Source organism: Reyranella sp., from assembly GCF_044224635.1.
GTDB lineage: Bacteria > Pseudomonadota > Alphaproteobacteria > Reyranellales > Reyranellaceae > Reyranella.
This window is the reverse complement of sequence record NZ_JBGAKA010000004.1, coordinates 156,805-183,213: the sequence shown is the minus strand read 5'-3', so window position 1 is coordinate 183,213 and position 26,409 is coordinate 156,805. Positions and strand designations below refer to the sequence as shown.

At 68.9% G+C, this 26,409-nt stretch carries 26 protein-coding genes; 9 read left to right on the top strand and 17 right to left on the bottom strand.

Annotation, left to right across the window (positions count from 1 at the left end):
- The first annotated feature begins 12 nt into the window (after window positions 1-12).
- From ACILR9_RS05910 to ACILR9_RS05900, 3 genes are all read left to right on the top strand, one after another.
- Entirely contained in the window at window positions 13-663 is a 651-nt protein-coding gene (locus ACILR9_RS05910) for a DUF5074 domain-containing protein (RefSeq protein WP_395708972.1), read from the top strand.
- 226 nt (window positions 664-889) lie between these two features.
- The gene (locus ACILR9_RS05905) at window positions 890-1,345 is read left to right on the top strand and encodes a YbaK/EbsC family protein (protein WP_395708971.1); all 456 of its coding nucleotides are present in this window, start codon (window positions 890-892) and stop codon (window positions 1,343-1,345) included.
- Between the two features lie 143 nt (window positions 1,346-1,488).
- On the top strand, window positions 1,489-1,917 hold the full coding sequence (locus tag ACILR9_RS05900) for a GFA family protein (RefSeq protein WP_395708970.1): 429 nt from the start codon (window positions 1,489-1,491) through the stop codon (window positions 1,915-1,917).
- An 83-nt stretch (window positions 1,918-2,000) separates the two neighbouring features.
- On the opposite strand, the gene ACILR9_RS05895 is transcribed toward ACILR9_RS05900, so the two are convergent.
- The 4 genes from ACILR9_RS05895 to ACILR9_RS05880 all read right to left on the bottom strand — a co-directional run bounded on the left by ACILR9_RS05895 (window position 2,001) and on the right by ACILR9_RS05880 (window position 6,885).
- On the bottom strand, window positions 2,001-2,876 hold the full coding sequence (locus ACILR9_RS05895) for an NAD(P)-dependent oxidoreductase (protein ID WP_395708969.1): 876 nt from the start codon (window positions 2,874-2,876) through the stop codon (window positions 2,001-2,003).
- Between the two features lie 185 nt (window positions 2,877-3,061).
- The gene (locus tag ACILR9_RS05890; protein WP_395708968.1) at window positions 3,062-5,362 is read right to left on the bottom strand and encodes a xanthine dehydrogenase family protein molybdopterin-binding subunit; all 2,301 of its coding nucleotides are present in this window, start codon (window positions 5,360-5,362) and stop codon (window positions 3,062-3,064) included.
- Window positions 5,359-6,345, bottom strand: coding sequence for an FAD binding domain-containing protein (locus tag ACILR9_RS05885; protein ID WP_395708967.1), 987 nt, complete (start codon window positions 6,343-6,345; stop codon window positions 5,359-5,361). Before ACILR9_RS05885 ends, ACILR9_RS05890 begins: the two co-directional genes overlap by 4 nt.
- Before the next feature lie 6 nt (window positions 6,346-6,351).
- Entirely contained in the window at window positions 6,352-6,885 is a 534-nt protein-coding gene (locus tag ACILR9_RS05880; protein ID WP_395708966.1) for a 2Fe-2S iron-sulfur cluster-binding protein, read from the bottom strand.
- A gap of 290 nt (window positions 6,886-7,175) precedes the next feature.
- Here ACILR9_RS05880 and ACILR9_RS05875 point away from each other — a divergent pair, with 290 nt between their 5' ends.
- Both ACILR9_RS05875 and ACILR9_RS05870 read left to right on the top strand, forming a co-directional pair.
- The gene (locus ACILR9_RS05875) at window positions 7,176-8,897 is read left to right on the top strand and encodes an amidohydrolase family protein (protein ID WP_395708965.1); all 1,722 of its coding nucleotides are present in this window, start codon (window positions 7,176-7,178) and stop codon (window positions 8,895-8,897) included.
- A gap of 176 nt (window positions 8,898-9,073) precedes the next feature.
- Entirely contained in the window at window positions 9,074-9,469 is a 396-nt protein-coding gene (locus tag ACILR9_RS05870) for a PAS domain S-box protein (RefSeq protein WP_395708964.1), read from the top strand.
- A 38-nt stretch (window positions 9,470-9,507) separates the two neighbouring features.
- On the opposite strand, the gene ACILR9_RS05865 is transcribed toward ACILR9_RS05870, so the two are convergent.
- From ACILR9_RS05865 to ACILR9_RS05825, 9 genes are all read right to left on the bottom strand, one after another.
- Window positions 9,508-10,467, bottom strand: coding sequence for a hydroxymethylglutaryl-CoA lyase (locus tag ACILR9_RS05865; RefSeq protein WP_395708963.1), 960 nt, complete (start codon window positions 10,465-10,467; stop codon window positions 9,508-9,510).
- A 105-nt stretch (window positions 10,468-10,572) separates the two neighbouring features.
- Window positions 10,573-11,529 carry an aldo/keto reductase gene (locus ACILR9_RS05860; RefSeq protein ID WP_395708962.1) on the bottom strand — a complete coding sequence of 319 codons (957 nt, stop codon included), beginning with the start codon at window positions 11,527-11,529 and terminating at the stop codon, window positions 10,573-10,575.
- A 145-nt stretch (window positions 11,530-11,674) separates the two neighbouring features.
- Window positions 11,675-12,199, bottom strand: a complete 525-nt coding sequence (locus tag ACILR9_RS05855) for a DinB family protein (protein ID WP_395708961.1) — start codon at window positions 12,197-12,199, stop codon at window positions 11,675-11,677.
- Window positions 12,200-12,202: 3 nt separating this feature from the next.
- On the bottom strand, window positions 12,203-13,138 hold the full coding sequence (locus ACILR9_RS05850) for a 2-hydroxyacid dehydrogenase (protein ID WP_395708960.1): 936 nt from the start codon (window positions 13,136-13,138) through the stop codon (window positions 12,203-12,205).
- Window positions 13,139-13,375: 237 nt separating this feature from the next.
- A complete protein-coding gene (locus ACILR9_RS05845) occupies window positions 13,376-14,347 on the bottom strand; it encodes an ABC transporter ATP-binding protein (RefSeq protein ID WP_395708959.1) in 972 nt (323 codons plus the stop codon).
- Window positions 14,344-15,327 carry an ABC transporter ATP-binding protein gene (locus ACILR9_RS05840; protein ID WP_395708958.1) on the bottom strand — a complete coding sequence of 328 codons (984 nt, stop codon included), beginning with the start codon at window positions 15,325-15,327 and terminating at the stop codon, window positions 14,344-14,346. The genes ACILR9_RS05845 and ACILR9_RS05840 overlap by 4 nt, the downstream gene beginning before the upstream one ends.
- Window positions 15,324-16,181, bottom strand: a complete 858-nt coding sequence (locus tag ACILR9_RS05835) for an ABC transporter permease (protein WP_395708957.1) — start codon at window positions 16,179-16,181, stop codon at window positions 15,324-15,326. The genes ACILR9_RS05840 and ACILR9_RS05835 overlap by 4 nt, the downstream gene beginning before the upstream one ends.
- Entirely contained in the window at window positions 16,162-17,115 is a 954-nt protein-coding gene (locus ACILR9_RS05830; protein ID WP_395708956.1) for an ABC transporter permease, read from the bottom strand. Before ACILR9_RS05830 ends, ACILR9_RS05835 begins: the two co-directional genes overlap by 20 nt.
- Before the next feature lie 35 nt (window positions 17,116-17,150).
- On the bottom strand, window positions 17,151-18,683 hold the full coding sequence (locus ACILR9_RS05825) for an ABC transporter substrate-binding protein (RefSeq protein ID WP_395708955.1): 1,533 nt from the start codon (window positions 18,681-18,683) through the stop codon (window positions 17,151-17,153).
- A gap of 160 nt (window positions 18,684-18,843) precedes the next feature.
- Between ACILR9_RS05825 and ACILR9_RS05820 the strand changes: the two genes are divergently transcribed.
- Together ACILR9_RS05820 and ACILR9_RS05815 are read left to right on the top strand one after the other, a co-directional pair.
- Window positions 18,844-19,851, top strand: a complete 1,008-nt coding sequence (locus tag ACILR9_RS05820) for a C-terminal binding protein (protein WP_395708954.1) — start codon at window positions 18,844-18,846, stop codon at window positions 19,849-19,851.
- 22 nt (window positions 19,852-19,873) lie between these two features.
- Window positions 19,874-21,001 carry a mandelate racemase/muconate lactonizing enzyme family protein gene (locus tag ACILR9_RS05815; RefSeq protein ID WP_395708953.1) on the top strand — a complete coding sequence of 376 codons (1,128 nt, stop codon included), beginning with the start codon at window positions 19,874-19,876 and terminating at the stop codon, window positions 20,999-21,001.
- A 12-nt stretch (window positions 21,002-21,013) separates the two neighbouring features.
- On the opposite strand, the gene ACILR9_RS05810 is transcribed toward ACILR9_RS05815, so the two are convergent.
- The gene (locus ACILR9_RS05810) at window positions 21,014-21,865 is read right to left on the bottom strand and encodes a TIGR03619 family F420-dependent LLM class oxidoreductase (RefSeq protein ID WP_395708952.1); all 852 of its coding nucleotides are present in this window, start codon (window positions 21,863-21,865) and stop codon (window positions 21,014-21,016) included.
- A gap of 212 nt (window positions 21,866-22,077) precedes the next feature.
- On the opposite strand from ACILR9_RS05810, the gene ACILR9_RS05805 reads away from it, so the two are divergent.
- Window positions 22,078-22,506: a hypothetical protein gene (locus ACILR9_RS05805; protein ID WP_395708951.1), complete on the top strand. Its 429-nt coding sequence runs from the start codon at window positions 22,078-22,080 to the stop codon at window positions 22,504-22,506.
- A 16-nt stretch (window positions 22,507-22,522) separates the two neighbouring features.
- On the top strand, window positions 22,523-23,236 hold the full coding sequence (locus ACILR9_RS05800) for a DUF2306 domain-containing protein (RefSeq protein ID WP_395708950.1): 714 nt from the start codon (window positions 22,523-22,525) through the stop codon (window positions 23,234-23,236).
- On the opposite strand, the gene ACILR9_RS05795 is transcribed toward ACILR9_RS05800, so the two are convergent.
- The 3 genes from ACILR9_RS05795 to ACILR9_RS05785 are packed head-to-tail and all read right to left on the bottom strand — an operon-like array spanning window position 23,146 to window position 26,400.
- Complete coding sequence (locus ACILR9_RS05795; RefSeq protein ID WP_395708949.1) at window positions 23,146-23,931, bottom strand: ABC transporter permease; 786 nt, start codon at window positions 23,929-23,931, stop codon at window positions 23,146-23,148. The two genes, ACILR9_RS05800 and ACILR9_RS05795, sit on opposite strands and share 91 nt — an antisense overlap.
- Window positions 23,921-24,895, bottom strand: a complete 975-nt coding sequence (locus ACILR9_RS05790; protein WP_395708948.1) for an ABC transporter permease — start codon at window positions 24,893-24,895, stop codon at window positions 23,921-23,923. Before ACILR9_RS05790 ends, ACILR9_RS05795 begins: the two co-directional genes overlap by 11 nt.
- Window positions 24,868-26,400 carry an ABC transporter substrate-binding protein gene (locus tag ACILR9_RS05785; RefSeq protein WP_395708947.1) on the bottom strand — a complete coding sequence of 511 codons (1,533 nt, stop codon included), beginning with the start codon at window positions 26,398-26,400 and terminating at the stop codon, window positions 24,868-24,870. Before ACILR9_RS05785 ends, ACILR9_RS05790 begins: the two co-directional genes overlap by 28 nt.
- Window positions 26,401-26,409 lie beyond the last annotated feature (9 nt).

Here is a 26,409-nt window from a genome sequence, read left to right as displayed (position 1 = left end):
AGGAACAAGGATATGCCTGTGACTCCCACCCCGGTCGAGATCCTGCGCGAATACGGACCCTTTCCAGGTGCCGACAATATCGGCGGCGTGACCTTCGACGGCCGGCACGTCTGGTTCGCCTCAGGCGACAGGCTGAACGTGCTCGACCCCACGAGCGGCACGATCGTGCGCGAAATCGCGGCCGACGCGCATGCGGGAACGGCCTTCGACGGCCGCCACATCTTCCAGCTCTTCGAAAGACGCATCCAGAAGATCGATCCCGCGACCGGCCGCGTGCTCGCCACCATTCCGGCGCCCGGCGACGGAGGCGACTCCGGCATGGCGTGGGCCGAGGGCATGCTGTGGGTCGGCCAGCATCGCGGCTGCAAGATCCACCAGATCGATCCCGAGACCGGCCGGATACTGCGGACCATCGATTCCAACCGCTTCGTCACCGGCGTCACCTGGGTCGACGGCGAGCTGTGGCACGGCACCTGGGAAGGCGACGAAAGCGAGCTGCGCCGGATCGATCCGCAGACCGGCGAGGTCCAGGAGAGCCTCGCAATGCCGGCAGGCGTCGGCGTGAGCGGCCTCGAGTCCGACGGCGGCGATCGCTTCTTCTGCGGCGGCGGCCGCAGCGGCAAGGTGCGCGCGGTGCGCCGTCCGCGCCGCGCGGCGGCTTGAGCTGCGGCAGATTCAGCGTCGCCTCCCCCGTCATCGGGTCCCGATGACGGGGGAGGGCCGCAGATCACGGACCTCCTCGTTCAGGGCGCGTCTCGAGCCGGCGACGCACAATCGTTCAAGATGCCGAACTGCCGTTGATGTAGGAGGAGCCAAGGCCGGCGCCGGGCACGACGCCTCGCATGGGCGAGCCCGGGCCGAAGGATCAATACGTCGAGAGAGTACCGACATGAGCCTCGAGTCAGTACGTGCCTTCATGGCCGACAGAGCGCCCGACATCGAAATCGTCGAGCTCGAGATGGACAGCACCACGATGGCGATGTCCAGCGCCTGGGGTGTGAAGCCTGCCCAGGTCGCCAAGACGCTGTCCGTGCGGGCAGGGGACCGTGCCCTGCTGCTGGTGACCTGTGGCGACTCGCGGTTGGACAACAAGAAGGCGAAGACTGCCCTGGGCGGCAGGGTGAAGATGCTTTCGGCAGAGGAGGCGCAGGCGCTCACCGGCCATCCGCCGGGCGGCGTCTGTCCGTTCGGCCTCGCCACGCCGATGCCGGTCTATTTCGACGTCGCGCTCAAGGCGTTCCGCGAGGTCGTCCCTGCTGCCGGTTCCACGCGGGCGGCGATGCGGATCGACCCCATGCGCATGGCCGCGCTCGTCGATGCCCAGTGGATCGATGTCTGCCAGTAGGGCGCGGCTCGTCATCGGCAGTTCCGGGAACTGCGGGATGGAGTGCAGGCGAGACGGAATGCTGCAGACATCGCAATGAAGACCTGGCCTGCCTCGCTGCGGAGAGTATTCTCCACGGCGGTGAACGCCACAGGGAGCGAGGCATGGCAGACCATGGCGGCGGATGCGTTTGCGGCGCGATCCGATTCGTGGCCACCGGCGAGCCGCTGCGCGTGACGGTCTGCCATTGCACCTGGTGTCAGCGGCGCACCGGCACCGCGTTCGGCACGGAAGTCGTGTTCAACAAAGGCCAGATCGAGATGACCGGCCTGGAGACCGGCCGCTATCGCCACGTATCCGACCTGTCGGGACGCTGGCTCGACATCGAATTCTGCCCGCGCTGCGGCACCAACCTGGGGTTCACCCTGGAGGCCGCTCCCGGCCTGCGCACCCTGCCGGCCGGCGCCTTCGACGATCCGCGCTGGATCAGCCCGCAGCACCATACGTTCCGGCACGTCTTCGTTCGCTCGCGCCGTGAATGGTCCGACCTGTCGCCTCTCGTCGAGACCTACGAGCAGCACTTCCGGCAGTGACGTCGGGACGCGGGGCCGCAGGTTCACGGAAGGCCCGCCCGTCGCCCCTGACGATCCAGCATCGGAGTCGGTATCGGCAGCGTTCACCTGAGCCGCGCGCCGTCCTCGATGATCTCGATGGTGCGCGACAGATCCTGTTGAGCCCGGCCCTGGAAAACACCGTGCTTCAGCACCAGGCGCGCGGCCTGGCAAACCCACATGGGGACGCCGAGATCCTCGCCCTGCTCGATGGCGAGGTCGACGTCCTTCATCAGAATCTCGAAGGTGGCGCCGAACTCGAAGGTGCGCGGGATCACGGCTTGCGGGAACAGGGCCATCGTCGAGAAGTTGCGGCCAGTGCTGTTGTTCAGGACGTGCAGCATCGACTCGGGTGAAATGCCGCCCTTGCTGGCGAGCGTCATCGCTTCCGAGGTGGCGACCAGCGATACCGCGAAGAGGACGTTGTTGGTGAGCTTCATGATCTGGGCCGCGCCGGGCTTGTCGCCCGCCGTGACGACCGTCGGTCCCCAGAGCCGGAAGAGGGGCTGGAGCTTCTCGACTGTCGCACGATCGCCGGCAACCATGGTCGTCAAGGTGCCGGCCTTGGCGCCGCCGACGCCGCCGCTGATGGGTGCGTCGATGAGCACGACGCCATCGGCGGAGCAGGCGGCTTCGATCTCCCGGCTGAAGGCGCCGCCGACCGTGCAGGTGTTCACCAGGGTCTTGATGGCCTTGCCGGAGAGCATTCCGGAGCCGATCACGGCCTTGCGGAACACCGCGAGCGTGGGCAGCGAAACGATGACGGTCTCGCAGGCGTCGGCCAATGCCTGGGGCGAGTCGGCGCGCCGCGCCTGCCTTTCCAGCAACGGCTTCAGTGCCTCTTCGCGGACGTCGAAGACCCAGACTTCGTGGCCGCCGTCGAGAAGCTTTCCGGCCATGGGTTGCCCCATGTTGCCGACACCCAGATAGCCAATGCGCATGCCCCGCTCCGCGTTGATGAGCCGTCAGCTCGACATGCTTCAAGCCGGCGGCGAGCGCAATGGGAAGTCACTCCCCCGCTGCGACCTGCGTGGCGCTCATGCTCTTCTGGACCGCGGGCGTCTCGCCCGCTCACGGCTTTTCGGGCGGGCGAGACGCCGGCGGGCCAGAAGAGCAAGAAGAGGTCCTACAGCAGCTTGTCGAGGGTGATCGGAAGGCTGCGCACCCGCTTGCCGGTGGCGTTGTACACGGCGTTGGCGATCGCCGCGGCCGTGCCCGTGATGCCGATCTCGCCGATGCCGCGCGCGCCGAGCGGCGCCTGCGGATCGGCGATGTCGGTCCACATCACGTCGATCTCGGGCACGTCGAGATGCACCGGCACATGATACTCGGCGAGGCTCGGGTTGGCGATCCGGCCGCTGCGCGGATCGAGCAATGCCTCCTCCGACAGCGCCAGGCCGATGCCCATGACGATGCCGCCTCGGAACTGGCTGGCCGCCGTCTTGGGATTGAGGATGCGGCCGCAGTCGAACGAGCCCAGGAAGCGGCGCACCCGCACCTCGCCGGTCACGGCATTGACGCCGACCTCGGCGAACTGCGCGCCGGTGGAGTGCATGGAGTATTTCATCTGCTCCAGGGGCACCGGGCCGCCTTGCTCGACCTCGACGCCGTCGCGGCGGGCGCGCGCCAGGATCGACGCGTAGCTCTCGCGGCGTGACGGATCGCGCGCGTGCGCCAGCCCGCTGTCGCGCGCGACGACATCGTCTGCCTTCAACCCGGCAAGCGGACTGTCGTTGCCGGCGAGCTTCAGCATCTCGGCGACAAGGGCGCCTGCTGCTGCCGTCACCGCCGCCACCGTTCCGGCAGTCTGCGACGAGCCGCCGGCCATCGCGCCGGCCGGCAGGAGGCTGTCGCCGTACTCGAACGACACCTGCTCCAGCGGCACGCCCAACCGGTCGGCGACGTGCTGGGCCTGCACCGTCGCGGTGCCCATGCCCATCTCATGACCTGCCGTGGAGACGGTGAGATGGCTGGCGGTGTCGAGCCGCAGCCGCGCCCTGACGCCGGGCATGCGGTAATAGGGATAGGTCGCGGTGGCGACGCCCATGCCGACCAGCCATTCGCCGTCGCGCTGCCGGCCCGGCGTCGGATCGCGCCGCTCCCAGCCGAAGCGATTGGCGCCGTCCGAATAGGCTTTCACCAGATGACGCGACGAGAAGGCGCACTGGCTGGTGGGATCGCGCTCGGGTTCCCAACGCCGCCTGAGCTCGATCGGGTCGATCTTCATCTCGTGCGCCAGCTCGTCGACCGCGCTTTCCAGCGCGAAAGTGCCGATCGACTCGCCGGGCGCGCGCATCCAGCTGTTGGCCAGCATGTCCATGTCGGCCACCTTCTGCTCCAGCCGGACAGCCTTGGCGGCGTAGAGATGGCGGGCGGGGAAGGTGAATTGCTCCGGACAGTTGTTGTGCGCCGTCATGGCGGCGACGCCGGTGTGGATCAACGCCGCGAGCCGGCCGTCCTGCGTCGCGCCCAGCGCCACGCGCTGTACGGTCGGCGTGCGGCCGCCGACCAGGCGATAGACGCCCGCGCGGCTCAGCGCCAGGCGCACGGGCCGGCCAGCGAGCTTCGATGCCGCAGCGGCCAGGATCTGATGGCTCCACAGCGTCTTGCCGCCGAAGCCGCCGCCCACGAAGGGCGAGAGCACGCGCACCTGGTCGGGCTTGAGGCCGAACACCTGCGCGAGGGAGCCCGCCGTTCCGGTGATCATCTGGGTGGCGTCGTGCACGACCAGCCCACCGCCCACCCAGTCCACCGTGCAGGCGTGCAGCTCGATCGCATTGTGGTTCAGCGGCGGGGTCGAATAGGTCAGATCGACCCGATGCTGCGACTCGGCGAGAGCCTTCTCGGCATCGCCGCCGTCGACGGCGGCGGGCTCGCCGAGGACCGATCCCGGGCTGCGCGCCCGCGTCTGCGCGTCGGCAAAATCCGTGATCGCGGCCGCGGGTTCGTAGGTTGCCGAGACCAATCCCGCGGCATGGTCGGCCTGCTCCTGCGTCTCGGCCAACACGACGGCGACCGCCTCGCCGTTCCAGTGAATCGCGTCGTCCTGCATCACCGGAAGGTTGCTGCCGGCCACGCCGTCGCCCTCGCCGAACGCCTGCGGCGCCTTCATCCGCGGCGCGTTGCGATGGGTCATCACCAGGACGACGCCGGGAGCGGCCTCCGCGGCGGTCGTCCCCAGGGACGCGATCCGGCCACGCGCGATCGTCGAATGCACTGTTGCGGCGTAGAGCAGGCGCTCCATCGGGACCTCGGCGGCGAAGAGAGCGGCGCCGCGCACCTTGAGCGCGCCGTCGAGCCGCGACACCGGTGCGCCAATATGGCCGTGCCGCCCGTCTCGTGCCGGCGGCGCCTTCGGCCGGGTGCCGGGCACGAGGGAGTCGGGCACGTGGCGCAACACCGTGCGCAGAATTCCAGTCGCGCTCATGCACGGCCTCCCGCCAGGTGCTCGAGGACCGCAACGATCGTTCGCTTGGCGAGCTCGACCTTGAACCCGTTGTCGCGCAGCGGGTGGGCCACGCTCAGCTCGGCCTCCGCGGCGCGCCGGAACGCCGCTTCGCCGGTCGGCGCGCCCCGCAGTTCGGCTTCTGCCGCATGGGCGCGCCACGGCTTGTGCGCCACGCCGCCCAGCGCCAGGCGCACGTCCTGGATTGTTCCGTCGGCGCCGACCTCGAGCGCGGCAGCGACTGAAACCAGGGCAAAGGCGTAGCTCGCCCGGTCGCGCACCTTGCGGTAGGTCGAGTGCCGCGCCAACGGCAGGGGCGGCAACTCGATTGCCGTGATCAGCTCGCCCTGCTGCAGCTCGGTTTCCTGCGCCGGCGTGTCACCCGGCAGCCGGTGCAGCCTGTCGAACGGCAATGTGCGATGGCCGTTCATCCCCTTGAGGTGCACGGCCGCGTCGAGCGCCGTCAGCGCCACGCACAGATCGGACGGATGGGTCGCCACGCAGGCAGGCGAAGCCCCCAGGATCGCGTGCATGCGGTTGAACCCCTCGAGGGCGTCGCAGCCGGCGCCGGGTGCGCGCTTGTTGCAGCGCGCAGCGGTGTCGTAGAAATACAGGCAGCGCGTCCGCTGCAGCAGATTGCCGCCGACCGTCGCCATGTTGCGGATCTGTGCCGATGCGCCGGCGAGCACGGCGCGTGCGAGCATTGGGTAGCGCTCGCGCACCCGGCGATCCGCCGCGAGAGCGGTGTTGGTGGCCGCCGCACCGATCCTGATCCCGCCATCGCCGCGGTCGGTGATGGTGTGGTCGAGGCGGGTCACGTCGATCAGCGACGACGGCTGCTCGATGCCCTCGCGCATCAGGTCGACGAGATTGGTACCACCACCCAGGTAGCGGGCTCCGGCCTGCGTCGCAGCGTGGATTGCGTTGGCCGCATCGGCAGCCCGGCTGTACGTGAAGGGGGTCATGCGGCCTTACTCCTGCTGGAGTGGCGTCGGCGTCATGCGTCGCTTTTCCGCGAAGGTCTCGGCAATCGCCGCCACGATGCCGTTATAGGCGCCGCAGCGACAGAGGTTGCCGCTCATGCGCTCGCGCAGCTCGTCGTGATCGAGGGCGATCGCCTCGGCCGCGATGTCGACGGTCACGTGGCTCGGCACGCCGCGCGCAAGCTCGGCGATCATCGCAATCGCCGAGCAGAGCTGCCCTGGCGTGCAGTAGCCGCACTGGAACCCATCATGCTCGACGAACGCCTGCTGCAGCGGGTGAAGGTGGTCGCCTTCCGCCAGCCCCTCCACCGTCGTGATATCGCACCCCTGGTATTGGACCGCCAGCGCCAGGCATCCGTTGATGCGCTTGCCGTCGACCAGCACCGTGCACGCCCCGCAAGCGCCTTGGTCGCAGCCCTTCTTCGCGCCGGTGAGCCCGAGATGGTCGCGCAACAGGTCGAGAAGTGAGGTGCGGAGATCGACGTCGACGGCGACCGCGCGGCCGTTGATTCGGAATTCCATGCGAAACGCTCCTGTCGCGGGCGAACGGCGCGCGCCTGGGAATGTTCCCGAGGTGCCGGGGTGAACCGAAGGCCTTCGGCGTTTGCAGCGATCACTGCTGAAGACGTCGAAGGTCCCTCGCCGCGCTCGGGATGACGGTGTTGTCATCCCGAGCCCGGGGAGACCTTTGCTCTTCTCTTCGGTGCAGTCGTCATTCCCGTTTCCCGCATGTTTCGCCAGCACTTCCGGCTTCCAGCTCCCGTCGATGTGTGGAAAGCTCGTCAAACAGCGCGGAAGGAGCGGGACAGGCCATGCACGACATCGTCATCCGGGACGGCAGGATCGTCGACGGCACGGGCGCGCCCGCTTCGCACGGGGACGTCGCCATCGACGGCGACCGGATCGTCCAGGTCGGCGGCAAGGCGGGCCCGGGCCGGCGCGAGGTGAACGCCGATGGGCGCATCGTCACGCCGGGATGGGTCGACGTTCACACGCACTACGACGGCCAGGCGACCTGGGATCCTGTGCTCGCGCCGTCGTCCTGGCATGGCGCCACGACCATCGTGTTCGGCAATTGCGGCGTGGGTTTCGCCCCCGTCCGTCGGCAGCATCACAAGGCGCTGATCGACCTGATGGAGGGGGTGGAGGACATCCCCGGCATCACGCTGTCGGAAGGCCTCAAATGGGATTGGGAGAGCTTTCCGGACTACCTCGATGCGCTGGCGCGTCTGCCGCGCACCATCGACGTCGCGGCACAGCTCGCCCATCATCCGTTGCGCGTCTACGTCATGGGCGAGCGCGCCATCGCGCGCGAGCTCGCGACGGCCGAGGACATCGAGGCGATGGCCCGGCTGGCGGAGGAAGCGCTGAAGGCGGGCGCCGTCGGCTTCACCACCAGCCGCACCGATCAGCACAAGACGCTGGATGGCGACCTGGTTCCCGGCCGCTATGCCGAGCACGAGGAGCTGCTCGCCATCGGCAGGGCGATGGGGCGCGCCGGCCGCGGCGCGTTCGGCATGCTGTCCGATTTCGAGGACGAGGCCGCGGAGTTCGGCTGGATGCGCCAGGTGGCGAAGGACAGCGGCCGGCCGGTCTGGTTCCTGCTGACCGACCGCAGCTACGACCCCGAGCGCTGGCGCCGCCTGATGAACGGGGTCCGCGCGGCCCGCGCCGACAACCTGCCGCTCTCCGCCCAGGTCGCCGGCCGCCCGGTGGGGCTGACGCTGGGCCTCGGCACCTCGCTCAATCCGTTCGCGCTGCGCGAGGCCTTTGCCGCGACAGCCAAGCTGCCGCCGGCCGAAATGCTGGCCCGGCTGCGCGACCCCGAGATGCGCCGCACGATCCTGGCGCAGGACGCCTCGCCGCGGCTGCTCGAGGTGCTGCCGCCATTGTCGCGCCAGATCGCGACGCGCTGGGACCGCATGTACCTGCTGGGCGACCCACCGGACTACGAGCCGCCACCGGAGAGCAGCATCGCCGCCATGGCCGAGCGCGCCGGCGTGAGCCCGGCCGAGTTCTGTTACGACTACCTGGTCGGCGCCGACGGCGGGCGAATGGTGTATTTCCCGGTCACCAACTATGTGCATGGCGATCTCGAGGTGGTGCGCGAGCTGATCGAGGATCCGCACACGCTGCTCGGCCTGTCGGATGGCGGCGCGCATTGCGGCGTGATCTGCGATGCTTCGCTCAACACCACCATGCTGTGCCATTGGGTGCGCGACCGCACGCGCGGGCCGCGCCTGCCGCTCGAGTACGTGGTGAAGGCGCAGACCAGCGAGACGGCGGACTTCTTCGGCTTCCGCGACCGCGGCCGGCTGCAGCCGGGCCTGAAGGCCGATGTGAACGTGATCGACTTCGACGGTTTGCGCCTGCATGCCCCGCAGATGATCTTCGACCTGCCGGCCGGCGGCCGCCGCCTGGTCCAGCATGTCGACGGCTACGACATGACGATCTGCTCGGGCACGCCAATCTTCGAGAAGGGCGCAGAGACCGGCGCGAGACCGGGAACGCTGGTCCGGTCGAGCGATGGCTAGCAGCTGCCTCCTGCACTATCGTCATCCCGGGCAGATGCTCGCGAAGCAGGCGTCATGGGCGTCGGGCTTTCGAGGTACAGGAGGGGTCCCTCACCTGGGCGCTGCTCCGCAAGCGCGCTCGGGATGACAGGGTTGCGCACCGTGCGCCGCCACCATGACGCCACAGGAGATACGCGATGAGCACGCTCGATACGTCGGCATTGGCCGGGGCGATACTCGATCAGATGGCGGATGCCATGATCTACGCCGATCGCGAGGGCAAGATCCGGCTCTGGAACCGTGCTGCCGTCACATTGTTCGGTTACGAAGCGGCCGAAGCCCTGGGCAACAGCATCGACATCATCGTGCCGGAGCGCTTGCGCGAGCCGCACTGGCGTGGCTTCGACGCCGCCATGGCGAGCGGCGCGCTGAAGCTGTCCGGCCGCCCGACCCTGACGCGCGCCCAGCACAAGGACGGCAGCCGCCTCTATATCGAGATGAGCTTTGCACTCGTGAAGGAGGCCGACGGCCAGGCCATCGGCTCGGTCGCCGTTGCCCGGCTTGCGCCGCCGCGCGCGACCGGACCGTCGTAGCAGGTCTCCAGGCGAAGCCTCGATCAGGGGCTTGCCGGTCAGTGCGCCGCCCGCCGGAAGGCGTTGAGCGCGCCGCCGTGCAGGAGCTCGCTCGGCAGCGGATGGCCGACAATCTCCTCGGCCATGCGCCCGACCTCGATCAGGCGCTCCAGGTCGACCCCCGTCTCCACCCCCATCTCCTCGCACAGCATCACGAGCTCCTCGGTGCAGATATTGCCGGCGGCGCCCTTCTGCCCGGCGAACGGGCAGCCGCCCAAGCCGCCGACCGTCGAGTCGTAGCGGCGCACGCCCATGCGCAGCCCGGCCATGGCGTTGGCCACCGCCATGCCGCGGGTGTCGTGCAGATGCAGGCTGATCTCCTTGTCCGGCCAGGCGCTGCGGACCGCGCCGACGACGCGCTCGATGCGCGGCGGCGTCGCCCAGCCCATGGTGTCGGCGAGCGAGAGGCGGGCGACATCGACGCCACATTCGGCACCGATCGCCAGGCCTTCGCGCACGGTGCGCACGACCTCGGCCGGCGCAATGTCGCCCTGGAAGTTGCAGCCGAACGCCGCCATCACGCCGACCGACCTGACCGGCACGCCCTTGTCGACATGCAGCCGGGTCTGCTTGCGCATGGCCTCGAGATTCTCGGCGTGGCTGCGATGCAGGTTCTTGCGGGTGAAGGCTTCGGAGGCGCACAGCGCGATGGCGCCGGACAGCGCCAGCTTGTCGCGGAAGGCCAGCGCGCGCTCGAGTCCCTTGTCGTTGAACCACAGGCTCGAATAGGTGACGCCGGCCTTGGTCCTGACCTTTGCCGCCACCTCCTCGGCATCCGCCCAGCTGGGCACGACCCGGGCGCTGACGAACGAGCAGATCTGGATCGCCCGCAATCCGGTCTCGGCCAAGGCCTCGATCAGGCGGATCTTGTCGGCCGAGCTGATCGGACCGGGCTCGATCTGGAATCCCTCGCGCGGGCCTTCCTCGTGAATCACGATCGATGACGGCATATCGGACATGGTCGGCTCCCTTGCTTCAACTCGAATCTGCCTGCTTTACCCGGGCATGACATGCGACGCCGCGGCAAAGACCTCGCGCGTCTGGTCGGGCACCTCGGGTCGTCCTCATTTCTTGACCGGCCCCGGTCGATCGAGGCCGACGCCGGTCAGGTGCCCGAACGAGGCGTGCAGCCGCTCGATGATCGGCGGCGCCAAGGCGGGGCGGAGGATCGAGGCGACGTTGTCCTTCACGTGATCCTTGTTGCCGGTGCCGAACAGGATGACATCGGCGCCCTGCTCGTGGCGGGCATAGCGGTAGGCCGCGTCGGTGATGCTTTCCGCGCCGCCTTCCGCAAGGAGGAAGCCGAGGGGATCGGCTTCGGACAGGATCGAACGGTCGAGATGTCCTTGCGCGACCAGGTCGGCGAAGACGTCGCGGCGATAGGCGGCATTGCTGAACAGGTTGCGCACGACGAACATCAGCAGCGTGCCGACCCCGCGGCGCTGCGTTGTCGGAAAGATCTTGTGGCGCGCGCCCTGGTTCATGAGGCTGTAGGCCAGCATGACGACCTCCCAGGGCGGCTCCCGGGTCGCCCGGCTCAGCATCTTCTGCTCCGGGTCGTTGGGGCCCGTCTCGGTGATGCCGACATGGCGCACCTTGCCCTGCTCCTTGAGCCTCACCAGAGCGGGCGCCAGCTCATCATGATGAAAGTCGTAAGCCGTCGGATGGACGGCATGGAAATGGAAGACGTCGAGGTAGTCGAGGCCCAGCCGCTTCAGCGCCCCGTCGACGCGGCGGGCCACCGTCTCGGCCGTGTCGCTGCCTGATCTGAAGATGGCCTTGGTCGAGATCACCAGCCTGTCGCGGTCATAGGAGCGGGCGGCGGCGCCGACGATCTCCTCGGTGCCATAGGCCTCGCCGGTGTCGAGGAAATTGACGCCGAGATCGACCGCCGTACGCACGACCGCCACGCACTCGTCGAAGCTCGCGCCGCGGCCGAGCCCGAGGCGGCTGTTGCCGCCGCACCCGAGCCCGGCGACGCTGACCTCGAGGCCGGTGTTTCCGAGTGGCCTGTACTCCATCATCCGCTCCCTTCACGACCTGCCTGCCGGAGACGGCGGGGCTCGAGCGCTTCGAGCCCGGGCCGGCCGCACGGGGCGCAGGCGATCACATTCGGTGCGTCCACGCAAATCGGGGCGCGGGCGGATCGGTCGGCGCCGGGCTCGGTCAGCTCGACCCGGCCGCGGTGGGTCCGAGGCTGCGGAGATAGACCGGTAAATCCGTTGTCGGATTGCGGGCCGGCACCTGGAAGAACATCTCCGCGATCCAGCCGCGATGGTAGGTCGAGTGGGCGACCACATGCTGCAGGATGTCGCTGCGGGTCATCGCCCCCGGCTCGCCCCCGATGAACTTGAAGTGCACGGTCTCGTCGAGCGATTGCCCGGACTGCCGGTCGCTCCAGTCGATGTACCATCGATTGATCGACTGCTGCGCCTTCCAGAGCTCCGACAGGTCCTTGTGCAGCACGACGTTGCGCGCCTGGAAGCCATGGTCGCGGCCTTCGAGATGCGCCTGCCAGACCAGGTCGATGAGATGGTTGTGATTGAGCGTGCCGATCATCGTCTTGAAAAGCGTCGGCCGTTCCTTGGCAGCCTCGCCCGGCGGCAGGGCCGCGACAGCGTCGAAGGTCAGCTGATCCGCCCACTGGCGATAACGCGCCAATTGCCGGGCGTTGCGGAGAGTGCTCGTCATCGATCAGTACTCCCGCGCGAGGTCGATTTCCTGCAGGAGCCGTCCTCCCGCCCCGAGGCTCTTGATATTGGCGACGATCTCGGTCGCCAGCTGAGCAACGGTCGGCCGCCGCGCGACGTGCGGCATGATCGTAACCTTGGGATGAAGCCAGAGGGGGCTCTCAGGCGGCAGCGGCTCGGGCCAGAGCGCGTCCAGGGCGGCGTATGACAGCTGACCCGCATCGAGCGCGGCGATCAGGTCCTTGTCGATCACATGCTTGCCGCGCCCGACATTCACCAGCATGGCGCCTCTCGGCATCATGGCGAAAGTGCGCGCACAGAAGATGCCCTCGGTTTCCGCCGTCAGCGGCAACAGGCAGACGGCGATGTCTGTCTGAGCGAGAAACCGTTCGAGTTGATCGCGGCCGTGAAAGAGGGGAACCTCCGCGGTCTGCCGCGGCGAACGGACCCACGCCGAGACCTTGAAGCCCAGCGACTGCAAGACCAGCGCCGGCGCCTTGGCCATCATGCCGAAACCCAGGAAGCCGACGCGTCGTTGCTCGGGCCGGATGATCGGCACCCGGCGCCATTCCCGCTTCGCCTGGGCCGCCTGGTAGGCCGGCATGTCGCGATGGAAACGCAAGACATGCATGACGACGTACTCGGTCATCATCGGATCGCCGCCCGGCGGCTCGACCTTGCCGAGCGGCACCTTGGGCAGCTTTGGATGATTGATGAAGCTCTCGACTCCCGCCGACCGGCTGAACATGGCCTTCAAGTTGGGGAAGGCCGGGAGCAGGCCGAAATCCGGGTGCATGAAGGCAAGATATTCGATGTCCTTCACGTCGCCGGCATCGGGCCAGAAGCGAACCGGAAGATCGGGTATCTGCTCCGCGATGGTGTCGCGCCACGCCTGGGCGTCGCCGATGACCTTGTCCAGATTGACGATGAGCAGCGCCATGCAACCTCCCGGGCGACGCCGACAGGCGACGCGTCACGCGTCGGGATGATAGAGGAGAAGGTCGGCCGGCCCAATCGACGTCCTCCTCCCCAGCTTCGCTGAGGAGGTGTCCGCGTCATCGCGGACGGAGGGGTCATGAGCCCCAGGCTTGTTGCCTATGACCCCTCCGTCGCCGAAGACGGAGACACCTTCCCAGCGAAGCTGGGGAGGAAAGAACCGAGGCGGTCTCCCGGCCTGTCAAACCAGCGGAAAATGGCAGGCTACCTCGCGGCCGGGCGCGATCTGGCGCAGCGGCGGCTCCTCGGCGGTGCAGCGCGGTTCGGCATGCGGGCAGCGGGTTCGGAAGCGGCAGCCCGAGGGCGGGTCGAGCGGCGAGGGCGGGTCGCCCGGCCTGAGCCTGGTGTCGCCCAACGGCCTGTCGGGATCGGGCTCGGGTATCGCCGCGATCAGGGCGGCGGTATAGGGATGCGCCGGGCTGGCGAACAGCGAGGCCGATTCCGCCACCTCGCACAGCTTGCCGAGATACATCACCGCCACGCGATCGGAGATCGATTTCACCACGGCCAGGTCGTGGGCGATGAACAGCAGGGTGAGGCCGAAGCGCGCCTTCATGTCCTCCAGGAGATTGAGGATCTGCGCGCGGATCGAGACGTCGAGCGCGGAGACCGGCTCGTCGCAGACGATCAGCCTGGGCTCCAGCACCAGGGCGCGGGCAATGGCGATGCGCTGGCACTGGCCGCCGGAGAATTCATGCGGGCGGCGGGTCCACACGGTGTCGGGATCGAGGCCGACCGCCTCCATGACCGCACGCACCCGGCGGGTACGCTCCGCCGCATCGCGCACCCCGGAGACGATCAGCGGCTCGGTCACGATCTCGGCCACCCGGCGGCGCGGATTGAGCGAGGCGATCGGGTCCTGGAAGATCATCTGCAGGTGCGGCCGGGTGGCGCGCAGCGCCTCTCCGCGCAGCCGGGTGAGCTCCTGGCCGTCGAACAGCACGCTGCCGCGCTTGGGCGGCGGCAGTTGCAGCAGCGCGCGCGCCAGCGAGGATTTGCCCGAGCCGGATTCGCCCACCAGCCCCAGCGTCTCGCCCTGGCGGATCGCCAGCGCCACGTCGCTGACGGCGTGGACATGGCGCCCGCCGCCGACCGGATACTCCACGGTGAGGCCGGTCATGCGCAGCAGATCGGTGGGCGGCAGATCGCTCATGCGCCCGCCGCGATGGGATTGAAGCAGGCAAACCCGTGCAGCCCGTCGCGCGTCAGCAGCGGCTGCTCGGCGTCGCAGCGCACGCTGCGGTAGCGGCAGCGCGGAGCGAAGGCGCAGCCGCCGCTGCGCCGCGCCAGGTCGGGCGGTCGGCCGGGAATCGCCGCCAGCCTCGCATGGGCGACGTCGCTCAGCCGCGGCAGCGAGCGCAGCAGCGCTTCGGTATAGGGCATGCGCGGCGCACGAAAGAGCTCGCGCGTCGCGGCCATCTCCACGGCGCGGCCGGCATACATCACCATGATGTCGTCGGCGCGGCCGGCGGCGACGCCGAGATCGTGGGTGATCAGGATCATCGCCATGGCGCGCTGGCGCTGCTCGCGTTGCAGCAGGTCGAGGATCTGGCGCTGCACGGTGACGTCGAGCGCCGTGGTCGGCTCGTCGGCGATCAGGAGCTTGGGCTCGCAGGCGATGGCAATGGCGATCGCCACCCGTTGCCGCATGCCGCCCGACAGCTCGTGTGGATACTGGCGGGCGCGCCGCTCCGGCTCGGGAATGCCGACCTCGGCCAGCAGCTCGACGGCCCGCCGGTCGGCGGCGGCGCGGTCGAGGCCGCGGTTGAGCTGCAGCCCCTCGCCGATCTGCCGGCCGATCTTCATCACCGGATTGAGCGACGTCATCGGATCCTGGAAGACGATGCCGATCTCCCGGCCGAGCAGGGCGCGCAAGCGTGCGGCAGGCAGGGTCCGCAGATCCTGGCCTTCGAGCAGCACCTGGCCGCCGACCGCGGCGCCCGAATCGGCGCCGACCAGACCGATCAGCGAGCGCACCAACACTGACTTGCCCGATCCGGATTCGCCTACGATGCCCAGCGTGCGGCCCTCGTGGAGCTCGAAGGTCACGCCGTCGACGGCGCGCAAGGCGCCGCGTGCCGTGGCAAAGGCGACGCGCGCATCGCGCACCGACAGAAGCGGGCCTCCGGTCACAGGCTCGACCTGCGCGGATCGACGAGGTTGCGCACCGTGTCGCCCAGGAAATTGAGCGACAGCACGGTGGCGAACATCACGGCCGCCGGAACCAGGGCGGTGTGCGGCGCGACGTCGAGAGCTTCGCGGCCATCGGCGATCATGCCGCCCCAGCTCGGCTGCGGCGCCGGGATGCCGAGCCCGAGGAACGACAGCGCCCCCTCGGCGACGATGATGACGCTCACCGCCACCAGCCAGAAGGCGAACATCGGCGGCAGCAGGTTGGGCAGGATCTCGTGTGTCAGGATGCGCCAGTTGCTGGCGCCGATCGTGCGGGCGGCGAGCACGAAATCGCGATTGGCCCATGCCAGCGTGTTGGCGCGTGAGACCCGCGCCGCAGCGGGAATCGAGAGAATGCCCAGCGCCAGCGTGACGTTGAACAGGCTCTGGCCGAGATAGGCGGTGAAGGTGAGGGCCAGCACCAGCGCGGGAAAGGCCAGCAGGATGTCGATCAGTCCCACCGCCAGGAGATCGACCTTGCCGCGGAAGTAGCCGGCGCTCATGCCGATCGCGCCGCCGACCAGGAAGCCCAGCAGCGGCGCGCACAGGCCGACGATCAGCGAGGTGCGTGCGCCGTAGATGATGCGGGACAGCATGTCGCGACCGAGATTGTCGGTGCCCAGCAGGAACTCGGCCGACGGCGGCTTGCGGCGCAGGATCAGCTCCTGCGCGGCGGGATCGGGCAAGCCCAGCCAATCGGCGGTGATCGCCGCGAACACCACCAGGGCCACCCAGCCCAGCGGCAGGACGACCGCCCATGACAGGCGCCGCTTCGGCCGCGCCGCGCTGGCCGGCTCAGCTGCGGAAACGGACATGACGCACCCTGGGATCGAGCACGGCGTAGAGCATGTCGACCAGGAAATTGACGACCACGAAACCCACGGCGATGAACGACACCGTGCCCTGCACCAGGATGAGGTCGCGATTGAAGATGCCACCCAGCAGGAGCCGGCCGACGCCGGGCAGGGCGAAGATCTGCTCGACGATCACGGCGCCGCCGATCAGGCCCCCGACATTGAGCCCGACGATGGTGATCAGCGTGAACGAGGAGGGGCGCAGCGCGTGCCGCAGCAGCACCCGCCACGGCGGCAGGCCCTTGGCGCGGGCCAGCAGGATGAAATCCTCCTTGAGCGTGCTCAGCAGGTCCGAGCGCAGCACCCGCATCAGCACGGTCCATTCGACCAGGCCCAGCGTCAGTGCCGGCAGGATCATCGATTCGAGATTGCCCCACAGATCCTCCGACAGCGGCGTGAAGCCGGTTGCCGGGAACAGGTCGAGGGTGACCGAGAACAGGTAGATCAGCACGACGCTCAGCATGAAATTGGGCATCGCCAGGAAGCCGAACGCCGCCGAGGCCGAGATCCGGTCGAACAGGCCGCCCGGCCGGCGGACCGACAACAGCGCCACCGGCACCGCGATGCCGAGCGCGATCAGCTGGGCCATCACCATGAGCTGCAGCGAGACGGGCAGGCGATCGGCGATCGCCTGAGCCACCGGCTCGCTGCTGCGGTAGGAGCGGCCGAGATCGCCGGTCAGGGCCGAGCCCAGCCAGTCGAAGTAACGAACCAGGATCGGCCGATCGAGCCCGAGGTCGGCGCGCAAGCCGGCAATGTCCTGCGGCGTGGCAAGGCTGCCGAGAATGGCGATCGCCACGTCGCCGGGCAGGATGTTGACGATCAGGAAGGTCAGCAGCGTGACGCAGAGCAGAACGACCACAAGCCGCAACAATTGGCGCGCCAGCCAGTGCATGACGACGCTTTACGTCAGGCTGCGGAGATCTGCGGCTACTTCGCCAGCCACGCCGCCTCGACCTGTACCGCTCCGCCGCGCAGGGCGGGAATACCGCGCACGTTGGAGCGGGTGATGGCGAAATCGATGTTGCTGCCGGTCCACAGCCACACCACGTCGTCGTTCAGGATCTTGATCAGGTCGCAATACGCCGCCTTGCGCTTGTTCTCGTCGAGCGAGGTGCGACCGATCAGCAGCAGGCGATCGACCTCGGCATTGTTGTAGCCGGAGAAGTTGATCGGGCTCTTCGAATGGAAGTTGGCGAACATCTGCGGATCGACGTCGGCCAGGTCGATGATGCGCCAGCCGCTGACCAGGAAGTCGCGCGACAGCGTCTCCTTGACCAGCTGGGTCTGGTCGACCGGCTTGATCTCGACGTCGATGCCGATCTTCTTCATGTCTGCCTGGAAGACCTGGGCGTTCTCGCGACCGCGCGGCGTGGCGGTAACGGTCTGCACCAGCTTGACCGGCTTGCCGTAGTCGGCCAGCAGCTTCTTGGCGCGCTCGGGATCGTAGGGCAGGGCGCCGGTGTCGGCGCAGGCGATGCCGGAGGCCGGGCCGTAGGGGTCGTCGTAGACCGGACGCAGGCCCTGGCTCAGGATCGCCGCGTTGCCCTTGCGATTGAGTCCCATCGAGATTGCCTGGCGCACCCGCTTGTCGTTGAGCGGCTCGCGCTGGGTGTTGAGCGGGACGACCAGGGCGCCGCTGCCGACCCAATGCAGCGTGATCAGGTTCTTGTCCTTCTTGGCCTTGACGATGTTCTCGGCGCGGTCCTCCCAGATCACCTGCACGTCGCCTTTGACCAGGCTGGCATAGCGGGCATCCGAATCGGGCAGCGGGCGCACGATCACCCGGTCGAGATAGGGCCTGTCCTTGTCCCAGTAGTTGGGATTGCGCTCGGCGATCAGACGGTCGGCGGCGCGCCATTCCTTGAACACGAACGGGCCGGTGCCGACCGGATTGCGGTTGTAGTCCGCGCCCTTCTCCTGCAGCGCCTTGACCGAGATGATCAGCGAGAAGACGCTGGGCTGCGCCAGGGTCCTGGGCAGGGCCGCGTTGGGGCCGCGCATCTTGAAGACCGCCGTGAGCTCGTCGCCGACCTCGACCTTCTCGATGGCGACATAGGCACGGCCGGCGAAGCGGTTGTTCGGATCGAGCAGGCGGTTGAAGTGGTCGGCCACCGACTGGGCGGTGAACGGCGATCCGTCATGGAATTTCACGCCGGCGCGCAGCTTGGCGACCCAGATCGAGCCATCCTCGTTGGGGGTCATCGACAGCGCGAGCGCCGGCAGCAGACCGCCTTTGTCGTCGAGCCGCATCAGCGTCTCGTAGAACAGCGACGCCGCCGTGACCGTCGAATTGGAGTAGACGCCGGCCTTGACCGGGTCGAAGCCCTCGAAGTCGCTCTCCACGCCGATCGACAAGGTACCGCCCCGCACCGGCGCCTGCGTCTGCGCCACGGCCGGCGCCGCCAGCAATCCGGCAGACAATACGGCCAGCAGGCCGACCCTGCGGGAAAACACACCCATCAATTCCTCCCTGAATCGCGTCCTTGATCGACGCCGCTCCCTGGGCGGGGAGAATAGCGTGGCCGTCGGCGGCCGCCTATTGGAATTGCGCTGCGCGTCATCTGGCGATGCTGTCGACGCCTGCTAGGATGGCTTCCACAACGAAGGAGAAGCCAAGGCCATGGTCAAGACGGTGCTGTACGCGGAGAAGCTCTACGACAACGACAAGGTCGAGCGCGACGTGTTCGGCTCCGACGTGCGCGTGGTGTGGCGTAATGTGACCAACCTGTCGCAGCTCGAGGACAAGGACTGCGCCGACGTCGACGGCCTGATGGTGCTGCGGCATGGCGTGACGGCAGAGCATCTCGCCAAGTTTCCCAAGCTCGCCTGCGTCGTGCGCATGGGGGTCGGCTACGACAAGATCGACCGCAAGGCGGCCGCGGCGCGCAACGTGATGGTGTGCAACGTGCCGGACTACGGCACCACCGAGGTGGCCGACCACGCGCTGGCGCTCGCCCTGGCGCTGCGCCGCGGCGTCGCGCTCCACCTCGAAGCGCAGCGCCGGCCACAGCCCGCGCCGTGGAGCTACGTGCGCGACCCGCTGCTGCGGCGCAACGGCGTGCAGACCTTCGGCATTGTCGGCCTGGGCCGCATCGGCACGGCGGCGGCGCTCAGGGCGAAGGCCTTCCAGTTCCGCGTCGTCGCCTATGACCCCTACATGCCGAACGGCACCGAGCTCGGCGTCGGCGTCGAGCGTGCGAACACGCTCGAGGCGCTGATGGAGCAGACCGACACGCTGTCGATCCACGCGCCGCTGACGGCGGAGACACGCGGCATGATCTCGCGCGCCATGCTGGAGCGCATGCCGAAGGGCGGTGTGGTGGTGAGCACGGCGCGCGGACCGATCGTCGACGTCGACGCTCTGGCCGACCTGCTGAAGCGCGGGCATCTCGCCGGGGTCGGCCTCGACGTTCTTCCCGTGGAGCCGCCGGTCGAGCCCATCCCCGAGCTGCTGCGCGCCTATCGCGCGCGCGAGCCGTGGTGCGAGGGGCGCCTGATCATCACGCCGCACTCGGCTTTCTTCACGCCCGAGGCGTGGGAGGACATCCGGGTCAAGTCGGCGGAGACCATGCGCGCGGCGATGGTCGGACCGCGGCCGCAGAACGTCATCACGCCGGAGATGTTCTAGCCCCTGACGTGGCGAGGCCGTCATGAAGATCGACAAGGTCGAGACATTCCTGGTGCGCTGGGGCGACGTCTCCCGGCCGGCCGAGGTCGCCCCCGGCACGGCGACCGCCGTCGTCGCCGTTCACGCCGGCGGGCTGGTGGGGCTCGGCGAAGCGTCGCCGATGCAGGGTGGTGTGGCCTCGCTCTCCGTCATCGCGCGCGACATGGCGCCGACATTGATCGGCGCCGATCCGCTCGACCATGCCGTCATTCTCGACCGGTTGCTCCACAAGCTGATCAAGCTCGGCCCTGACGGCATCGTGACCGGCGCGGTGGCGGCGGTCGACATCGCCCTGTGGGACCTGAAGGGGAAGGCGCTCGGGCAGCCGATCCACAAGCTGCTGGGCGGCGCGTGGCGCACGCGCATTCCGTTCTACGCCTCGATCGGGGGCAACGCCGCCCGCGACGTCGATGGCGTGCTGCGGACGGTCGAGGCCCGCTTCAAGGCGGAACAGCCGTCCGCGATCAAGATCCGCTGGGACGGCACGCGATCGGAGATCGATCGCGATATCAAAGGCGACATCGCCAAGGCCAAGGCCGTGCGCAAGCTGGTGGGGGACGATTTCCCCTTGGCGTTCGACGCCAACAACCGCTACTCGGTCGGCGCGGCGATCAGGGTCGGGCGGGCGCTCGAGGAACTCGGCTATATCTGGTTCGAGGAGCCCGTGGAGTACTACCACGTCAAGGCGATGGGCGAGGTCGCGCAACGGCTCGACATCACGGTGTCGGCCGGCGAGCAGTCCTATACGCTGCAGTCGGTGGCGGCCCTGATCGACAGCGGGGTCAGGATGGTCCAGCCGGACATCGTGAAGATGGGTGGCGTCACCGGCCTGATGCAATGCGCCGCCCTCTGCCACGCCCACGGCGTCGAGTTCGTGCCGCACCAGACCCAGCCGGCCATCGGCAACGCCGCCAACCTGCATGTGCTGTCGACCGTCATGCATGCGACCAAGCCGGCGGAGCTGGCTGACGGCTGGTCGCGGTCCGCCGACACGTTCGTCAACGCTCCCAAGCCCGACGGCGGATGCATGGTGGTCCCCGACGGACCGGGGCTCGGCCTGGTGGTCGACGAGGCGATGCTGGCGCGCCGTCGCGTCGACGTGAAGGGCTGAACGAACGGGGCGTCAGCCGAGCGACCGAGCCAGCGCCTTCCGTGCGGCGACGATGCTCGGCAACGCGGCTCGCGGATCACGGTCGGGCGGCGCGACGAGGTTGAGATGAGTGACCCCGGCCGCCGCCATTTTCCGGCCCCTCTCGACCACGGCCTTCATGTCATCGCCGCCGACGACGAGCGGCCCGCGCACTTTCAGGTGCGACGGATCGCGCCCGGCGTCGCGCATGAATTGCTGCAGGCGCGGTATGTCGGGGAGGGGGTCTCCGAGCGACATCCAGCCATCGGCGATGCGCGCCACGCGGCGCAGAGCCTTTTCGCCCGATTCGGTGCCCATCCAGATCGGGATCGGCGGAACGGCGGGGCGATTGAGGCCGAGCTTGTCGAGCGTGTGATAACGGCCCTCGAACGTGACGTAGGGCTGTGACCAGAGCTGCCGCAGCACGCTGACCTGCTCCTCGAGCCGCGCCCCGCGGCCGTGGATGTCCTGGCCCAGGGCGCGATACTCGGCGGCGTTCCAGCTTATGCCGATGCCGAGCTCGAAGCGTCCGCGGCTCAGGATCGCGAGCTCGGCCGACTGCTTGGCCGCCAGCGCTGTCGGCCAGGCTGGGAGGATCAGGATGGCGGTGACGAAGTGGATGCGGCGCGTCATGCCCGCGAGATAGGAGAACGTCACCATCGGGTCGTAGAACGGTCCGACATACTGCCGGTCAGGCCGTTGCGGATTCGTGCCGGAAGGCTGCCCGAGGACGTGACCGGCGGTCGAGGTGAAGTCGAAGCCTTCGCCGTCGAGCGTCTGGACGTAGTCCTTGACCGTGTCGAAATCCGGGAAGGCCGTGATCGGAATGGGGCTGCCGTAGCGCATTGCAAGTCTCCAGGGCGATTGACCGCCAGCCTACACGCTCGGCCCGGCGAGGAGCCACATCGACCCCGCAGGACCATCGTGCAGCCATGGTTGCAATCCATCGTGGCGAATTGCCGGTGGCGCAGCACTGTGGGGCGAGCCCGCCGGCAGAGGAGACGGGCATGAGACGCGCGGGGATCTTCGCTTGGTGGCACGGAAGACGATCAATCCCCTTGATCCTCTCGCTTTGCACTCTCGTCTCGGCAGCGGCCCTGGCGACGAACACCGATGGCGCGGCAATCGAGGGTCGCTGGGAAACCGCGCGTAAAGACCTCGTGCTCGACATCGGCCGCTGCGCCCAGGGGTATTGCGGGCAGCTCGTGACGCCCGACAACAAGTGCGAGCGGACGATCCTGACGGTCGCGCTCAAGGCAGACGAACCGCCCTTTCCCGCTTTCGCGGGCGACTTCGCTCCGCCGAAGGGGGTACGTCCCACCTACAAGGTCAGGATCGATGTCACGCCGTCGGCAGGGGAGAAACCCGGCCGCATGATCATCATCGGGGACGAGGTCGATCCTAATCCGATGCGACGATCATTCCCGTACCGCGCGCTGCTCACGCGAGTCGGCGAAGCGGCTTGCTCTTCCCGCACCACAAGCTGAGCAGATGCTCCTTCTCATGGAGAAGGGACCGCGACGGGCAGCCATCCCGATCGGCATCGGGCTCGCCGCCGCTGTCGGCGTCGCGGCGCTCGGCTCCGCGATCGGCCTGCCGCCCTTGCCCGAGCCGCTGGCCGATCTCGATCAGCGGCTGCCGGGCATCTTCAAGGCGCATATGCTGTCGGCAGGTCTTGGCTTGATCCTGCTGCCGTGGATCCTGCTCCTGCGGCGCCGTCCGTCCGTTCATCGCGTGCTGGGACGCATCGGCGCCGGGCTTCTTTTCGTCGGCGCGGCGACCTCGCTGCCCAGCGCGCTGCACAGCGAGGCCGTGCCGCTGGCGCGGCTGGGTTTCTTCGCGCAAGGCGTTCTCTGCCTGGTGTTCGTGGCCGGCGGCGTCAGCGCAATCCACAGGCGCGATGCACGACGCCATGCACGGCTGATGGTGCGGTTGAGCGCGGTGATGTGCGGCGTGATCGTCCTGCGTGCCCTGATGGCGGTGGCGATGAGCCTGGGCTGGCCGTTCGATCCGACCTACGCGGCGCTCGCCTGGCTGTCATGGCTCCTGCCGCTGGCGGCGGTCGTGCTCTGGCCGACCGTGGCGCGTCTGCCGATGCGGCCGAACCGGTCGACCGCCGCCTTTCGCTACGAGTCGGCGAGCAGCGCCACGCCCGCGGTGGCCATGATCAGCAGCCCGCCGGGAAACAGCCACATCCACCAGGCGTCGCGCAGGTAGGGACCGGCGTGAGCCATGATGTGCCCCCAGCCGGGAACGTCGTGATTGGTCAGGCCGACGAAGGAGAGCGTCGCTTCCGCCAGCACGGCGCTGCTGAACAGGACGCCGGTCAGGGCCAGCACGACGGGCAGGATCGCCGGCAGCACGTGGCGCAACGCAATGCCCGGCCGGGAAACGCCGAGCGCCCGCGCAGCCAGCAGGTCGGGCTGGCCGCGCAACGCCAGCCCGGCGGCGCGCGCGACCCTTCCGGCCGTGGGCCAGGCGCCGACGCCGAGCGCCACCGCGGTGAGCAGCGTGCCGCTGCCCAGCAACGCCACCACAACGATGGCAAGCAAGAGCGGCGGCACCGTCACGGTGATCTCGGCCGTGCGCATCACGAGGTCGTCGACCAGGCGGCCGCCGAACGCCGCGCAGAGGCCCAGCACGGTCCCCACCAGCAGCGCGATCAGGGTGGCGAGCGTGCCGATGGCGAACGACACCTGGGCGCCCTGCGCCAGCAGCACCAGCATGTCGTGGCCGAGCTCGTCGGTGCCCAGCGGATGGCGCAGGCTGGGCGGCGCCAGCATGGCGCCGATCGTGAGCTTGCCCAGCGCCGGCGCGAACACGGCGAGCAGCAGCGGCGGCATCAGCAGCACGACGCCGACCCATCGCAGGTGACGATCCGCGCGATCGGGGAGGTGGGCGTCACGCCGCATGCGCCTCGTCCCGCTCGAGCGCCATGCGCGGATCGATGCGATTCATGGTAAGGTCGGTCAGCAGGTTGCCCACCATGGCGACGGCGCAAACCGATAGCGCGATGCCCAGCACCAGCGGATGATCGCGATTGACGGCGGCCGACACGATCAGCCGCCCCAGGCCCGGCAGGGCGAACACGGTCTCGACGGCGATGGCGCCGACGAAGGTTGCTCCGAGGCGGCCGCCCAGCACGGCGAGGACGGGCTGCAGGGCATTGACCAGCGCATGGCTGAAGCGGGCGCGCGGAAAGTCGAGCCCCTTGGCCAGCGCGGTCGTCATGTAGGGGCGGGCAACCTCCAGTCGCAACGCCGCGCGCAAGGTCAGCGCCGTCAGGGCGAGCTGATGGAGGGAGAGCGCCAGGACAGGCAGCACGAGATGCCGCGCGCGGTCGGCGAGGCTCGGCGTCGCGAGCCGCGGATCGTCGAGGCCCTGCACGGGAAACCAGCCGAGCGTCAGGGCGAACAGCAGCACCAGGCCCTGCGCCATCCAGAAAGTCGGCACGAGATGACCGACCAGCGCCATCACGGGACCGAGCACCCGCCGCCGTTCGCCCGGCGGCGGCGTCGACCACAGGCCGATCGCGGCGCCGCCTGCCAGCGAGAGCAGCGCCGCGGGCAGCACCAGCGACAGCGTTGCCGGCAGGCGCTCGAGGATCACCGCCATCACCGGCGCCTTGTGGAGATAGGAGCGGCCGAAATCGCCGGTGAAGGCCCGTCCCATCCAGTCGAGGTAGCGCTCGCCGAGCGGACGATCGAGACCGTAGCGCGCCTCGATCTCCTGGCGCAGCTCGGCGGTGGCGTACTCGCCGCTCAGCGCCGTCACGGGGCCGCCCGGCGCGGCATGGATCAGCAGGAAGGCGAGGGAGCCGACGATGAACAGCCCGATCGGCACCTGGATCAGGCGCCGCAGGATGTAGCGGCCCATGCGCCCTGGCCCAGCCTTCTCCTAGCGACGCCCCGCCCGTTCCGCGAACTGGCCGCTCCAGCCTTCGAAACCGGTGAGATCGGCCTTCCAAGCCACGGTGAAATCGGTCTCGACCAGCCAGAGCCGGCGGCGGCGAACAGCGCGTCGACCTCCGGGTTGCGATAGGCGGCGGCGTTGGAGAACGGGATGTTGCCGATGTTGCTCGACACGTACATGCGCCGCACCCCGATCTCGGGATCGCTGCCATTGCAGTAGGAGACGAGGGTGAGGTCGAAGTTGCGCTGCTTGAACACCGCATCGACCATCGCCGCCGGATCGACGAGGCGCGGCCGCACGCGGATGCCGACGGCGCCGAGTTGGTCGCGCAGCAGGTCGGCATAGCGGCCGAAGCTCGCGAACTGCACCAGCTCGACGGTGAGCCGCACGCCCTCGCTGTCGGGCTTGAGGCCGGCCGCATCGAGCAGGGCGCGGGCGCGCGCCGGGTCGTAGAGTGATGCCGGGAAGCTCCCGCCGGCATGGGCCCAGGCGATGCCGCTCGAGATCGGCGCGTCGGCGATGCGGCCGTGACCCACCAGGATGCGCTCGACGAACTGGCCGCGATCGATCGCGGCGGCCAAGGCCTCGCGCCCCTCGCGCGCCTGCAGGGCGGGCCGCTCGAGGTTGAAGCCCAGCGTCATGATGCAGTTGCCGCCGCCCGGCCCGAAGCGCACGTCGGCAAGCGTGGCGCGGCCGGAACGCTGCAGGCGCGCGACCTCGGCGGGCGCGACGCGGCTGATGAAATCGATCTCGCCCGCCGTCAGCGCCTGCGCCTGCGTGGCGCCATCGGGAATGACGCGGAACACCAGGCGATCGACCTTGGGCAGGCCCGGCTTGAAGTAGGCCGCGTTGCGGACCAGCACGACGCGGTCGCCCTTGGCGTAGCTCTCGAAGCGGAACGGCCCGGACCCCACGGGCCTGAGGTTGGCCGGATTGCGCTCGATGTCGCCCTCGCCCTCGCCATAGACGTGGCGCGGCAGGATCGGCGCTTCGGTGACATCGAGCTGCTGCAGCAGCGCCGGATAGGGCCGCTTCATGCGGAACTCGACCGTCGCCGGATCGATCACGTCGACGGCCTCGAGCACCGGCCCGAGACTGGCGCGCGTGCGCGCGTGATGGCGCAGCAGCACGGCCTCGAAGGTGAATTTCACGTCGTCGGCTGTCACCGGCTTGCCGTCGTGCCACCTGGTGTCCGGCGTCAGCTCGAAGCGTGCCCTGAGGCCGTCTTCCGACAAGGACCAGCGCATCGCGAGATCGGGCCGCGGCTCGCCTTTTTCATCGAGCGACAGCAGGCCGTTGAACAGCGAATCGGCCACCGCGTGAGTGGGCGAGCCGGTGGTGATCGCCGGGTTGAGATGGCCGGGGTCGGCCGATACTGCGGCCACCACGGTCAGCGGCGGCTGTGCCACGGCGAGCGGCGCCATCAGCGCGAGGAGGAGGATGAAGGAAAGTAGGTGGTGACGAGTCACGTGCTCTGA

Excerpts from the sequence above, each read along its gene's own strand:
- ACILR9_RS05910 (WP_395708972.1), top strand. The coding sequence starts at position 13 with ATGCCTGTGACTCCCACCCCGGTCGAGATCCTGCGCGAATACGGACCC.
- ACILR9_RS05905 (WP_395708971.1), top strand. The coding sequence starts at position 890 with ATGAGCCTCGAGTCAGTACGTGCCTTCATGGCCGACAGAGCGCCCGAC.
- ACILR9_RS05900 (WP_395708970.1), top strand. The coding sequence starts at position 1,489 with ATGGCAGACCATGGCGGCGGATGCGTTTGCGGCGCGATCCGATTCGTG.
- ACILR9_RS05895 (WP_395708969.1), bottom strand. The coding sequence starts at position 2,876 with ATGCGCATTGGCTATCTGGGTGTCGGCAACATGGGGCAACCCATGGCC.
- ACILR9_RS05890 (WP_395708968.1), bottom strand. The coding sequence starts at position 5,362 with ATGAGCGCGACTGGAATTCTGCGCACGGTGTTGCGCCACGTGCCCGAC.
- ACILR9_RS05885 (WP_395708967.1), bottom strand. The coding sequence starts at position 6,345 with ATGACCCCCTTCACGTACAGCCGGGCTGCCGATGCGGCCAACGCAATC.
- ACILR9_RS05880 (WP_395708966.1), bottom strand. The coding sequence starts at position 6,885 with ATGGAATTCCGAATCAACGGCCGCGCGGTCGCCGTCGACGTCGATCTC.
- ACILR9_RS05875 (WP_395708965.1), top strand. The coding sequence starts at position 7,176 with ATGCACGACATCGTCATCCGGGACGGCAGGATCGTCGACGGCACGGGC.
- ACILR9_RS05870 (WP_395708964.1), top strand. The coding sequence starts at position 9,074 with ATGAGCACGCTCGATACGTCGGCATTGGCCGGGGCGATACTCGATCAG.
- ACILR9_RS05865 (WP_395708963.1), bottom strand. The coding sequence starts at position 10,467 with ATGTCCGATATGCCGTCATCGATCGTGATTCACGAGGAAGGCCCGCGC.
- ACILR9_RS05860 (WP_395708962.1), bottom strand. The coding sequence starts at position 11,529 with ATGGAGTACAGGCCACTCGGAAACACCGGCCTCGAGGTCAGCGTCGCC.
- ACILR9_RS05855 (WP_395708961.1), bottom strand. The coding sequence starts at position 12,199 with ATGACGAGCACTCTCCGCAACGCCCGGCAATTGGCGCGTTATCGCCAG.
- ACILR9_RS05850 (WP_395708960.1), bottom strand. The coding sequence starts at position 13,138 with ATGGCGCTGCTCATCGTCAATCTGGACAAGGTCATCGGCGACGCCCAG.
- ACILR9_RS05845 (WP_395708959.1), bottom strand. The coding sequence starts at position 14,347 with ATGAGCGATCTGCCGCCCACCGATCTGCTGCGCATGACCGGCCTCACC.
- ACILR9_RS05835 (WP_395708957.1), bottom strand. The coding sequence starts at position 16,181 with ATGTCCGTTTCCGCAGCTGAGCCGGCCAGCGCGGCGCGGCCGAAGCGG.
- ACILR9_RS05830 (WP_395708956.1), bottom strand. The coding sequence starts at position 17,115 with ATGCACTGGCTGGCGCGCCAATTGTTGCGGCTTGTGGTCGTTCTGCTC.
- ACILR9_RS05825 (WP_395708955.1), bottom strand. The coding sequence starts at position 18,683 with ATGGGTGTGTTTTCCCGCAGGGTCGGCCTGCTGGCCGTATTGTCTGCC.
- ACILR9_RS05820 (WP_395708954.1), top strand. The coding sequence starts at position 18,844 with ATGGTCAAGACGGTGCTGTACGCGGAGAAGCTCTACGACAACGACAAG.
- ACILR9_RS05815 (WP_395708953.1), top strand. The coding sequence starts at position 19,874 with ATGAAGATCGACAAGGTCGAGACATTCCTGGTGCGCTGGGGCGACGTC.
- ACILR9_RS05810 (WP_395708952.1), bottom strand. The coding sequence starts at position 21,865 with ATGCGCTACGGCAGCCCCATTCCGATCACGGCCTTCCCGGATTTCGAC.
- ACILR9_RS05800 (WP_395708950.1), top strand. The coding sequence starts at position 22,523 with ATGGAGAAGGGACCGCGACGGGCAGCCATCCCGATCGGCATCGGGCTC.
- ACILR9_RS05795 (WP_395708949.1), bottom strand. The coding sequence starts at position 23,931 with ATGCGGCGTGACGCCCACCTCCCCGATCGCGCGGATCGTCACCTGCGA.
- ACILR9_RS05790 (WP_395708948.1), bottom strand. The coding sequence starts at position 24,895 with ATGGGCCGCTACATCCTGCGGCGCCTGATCCAGGTGCCGATCGGGCTG.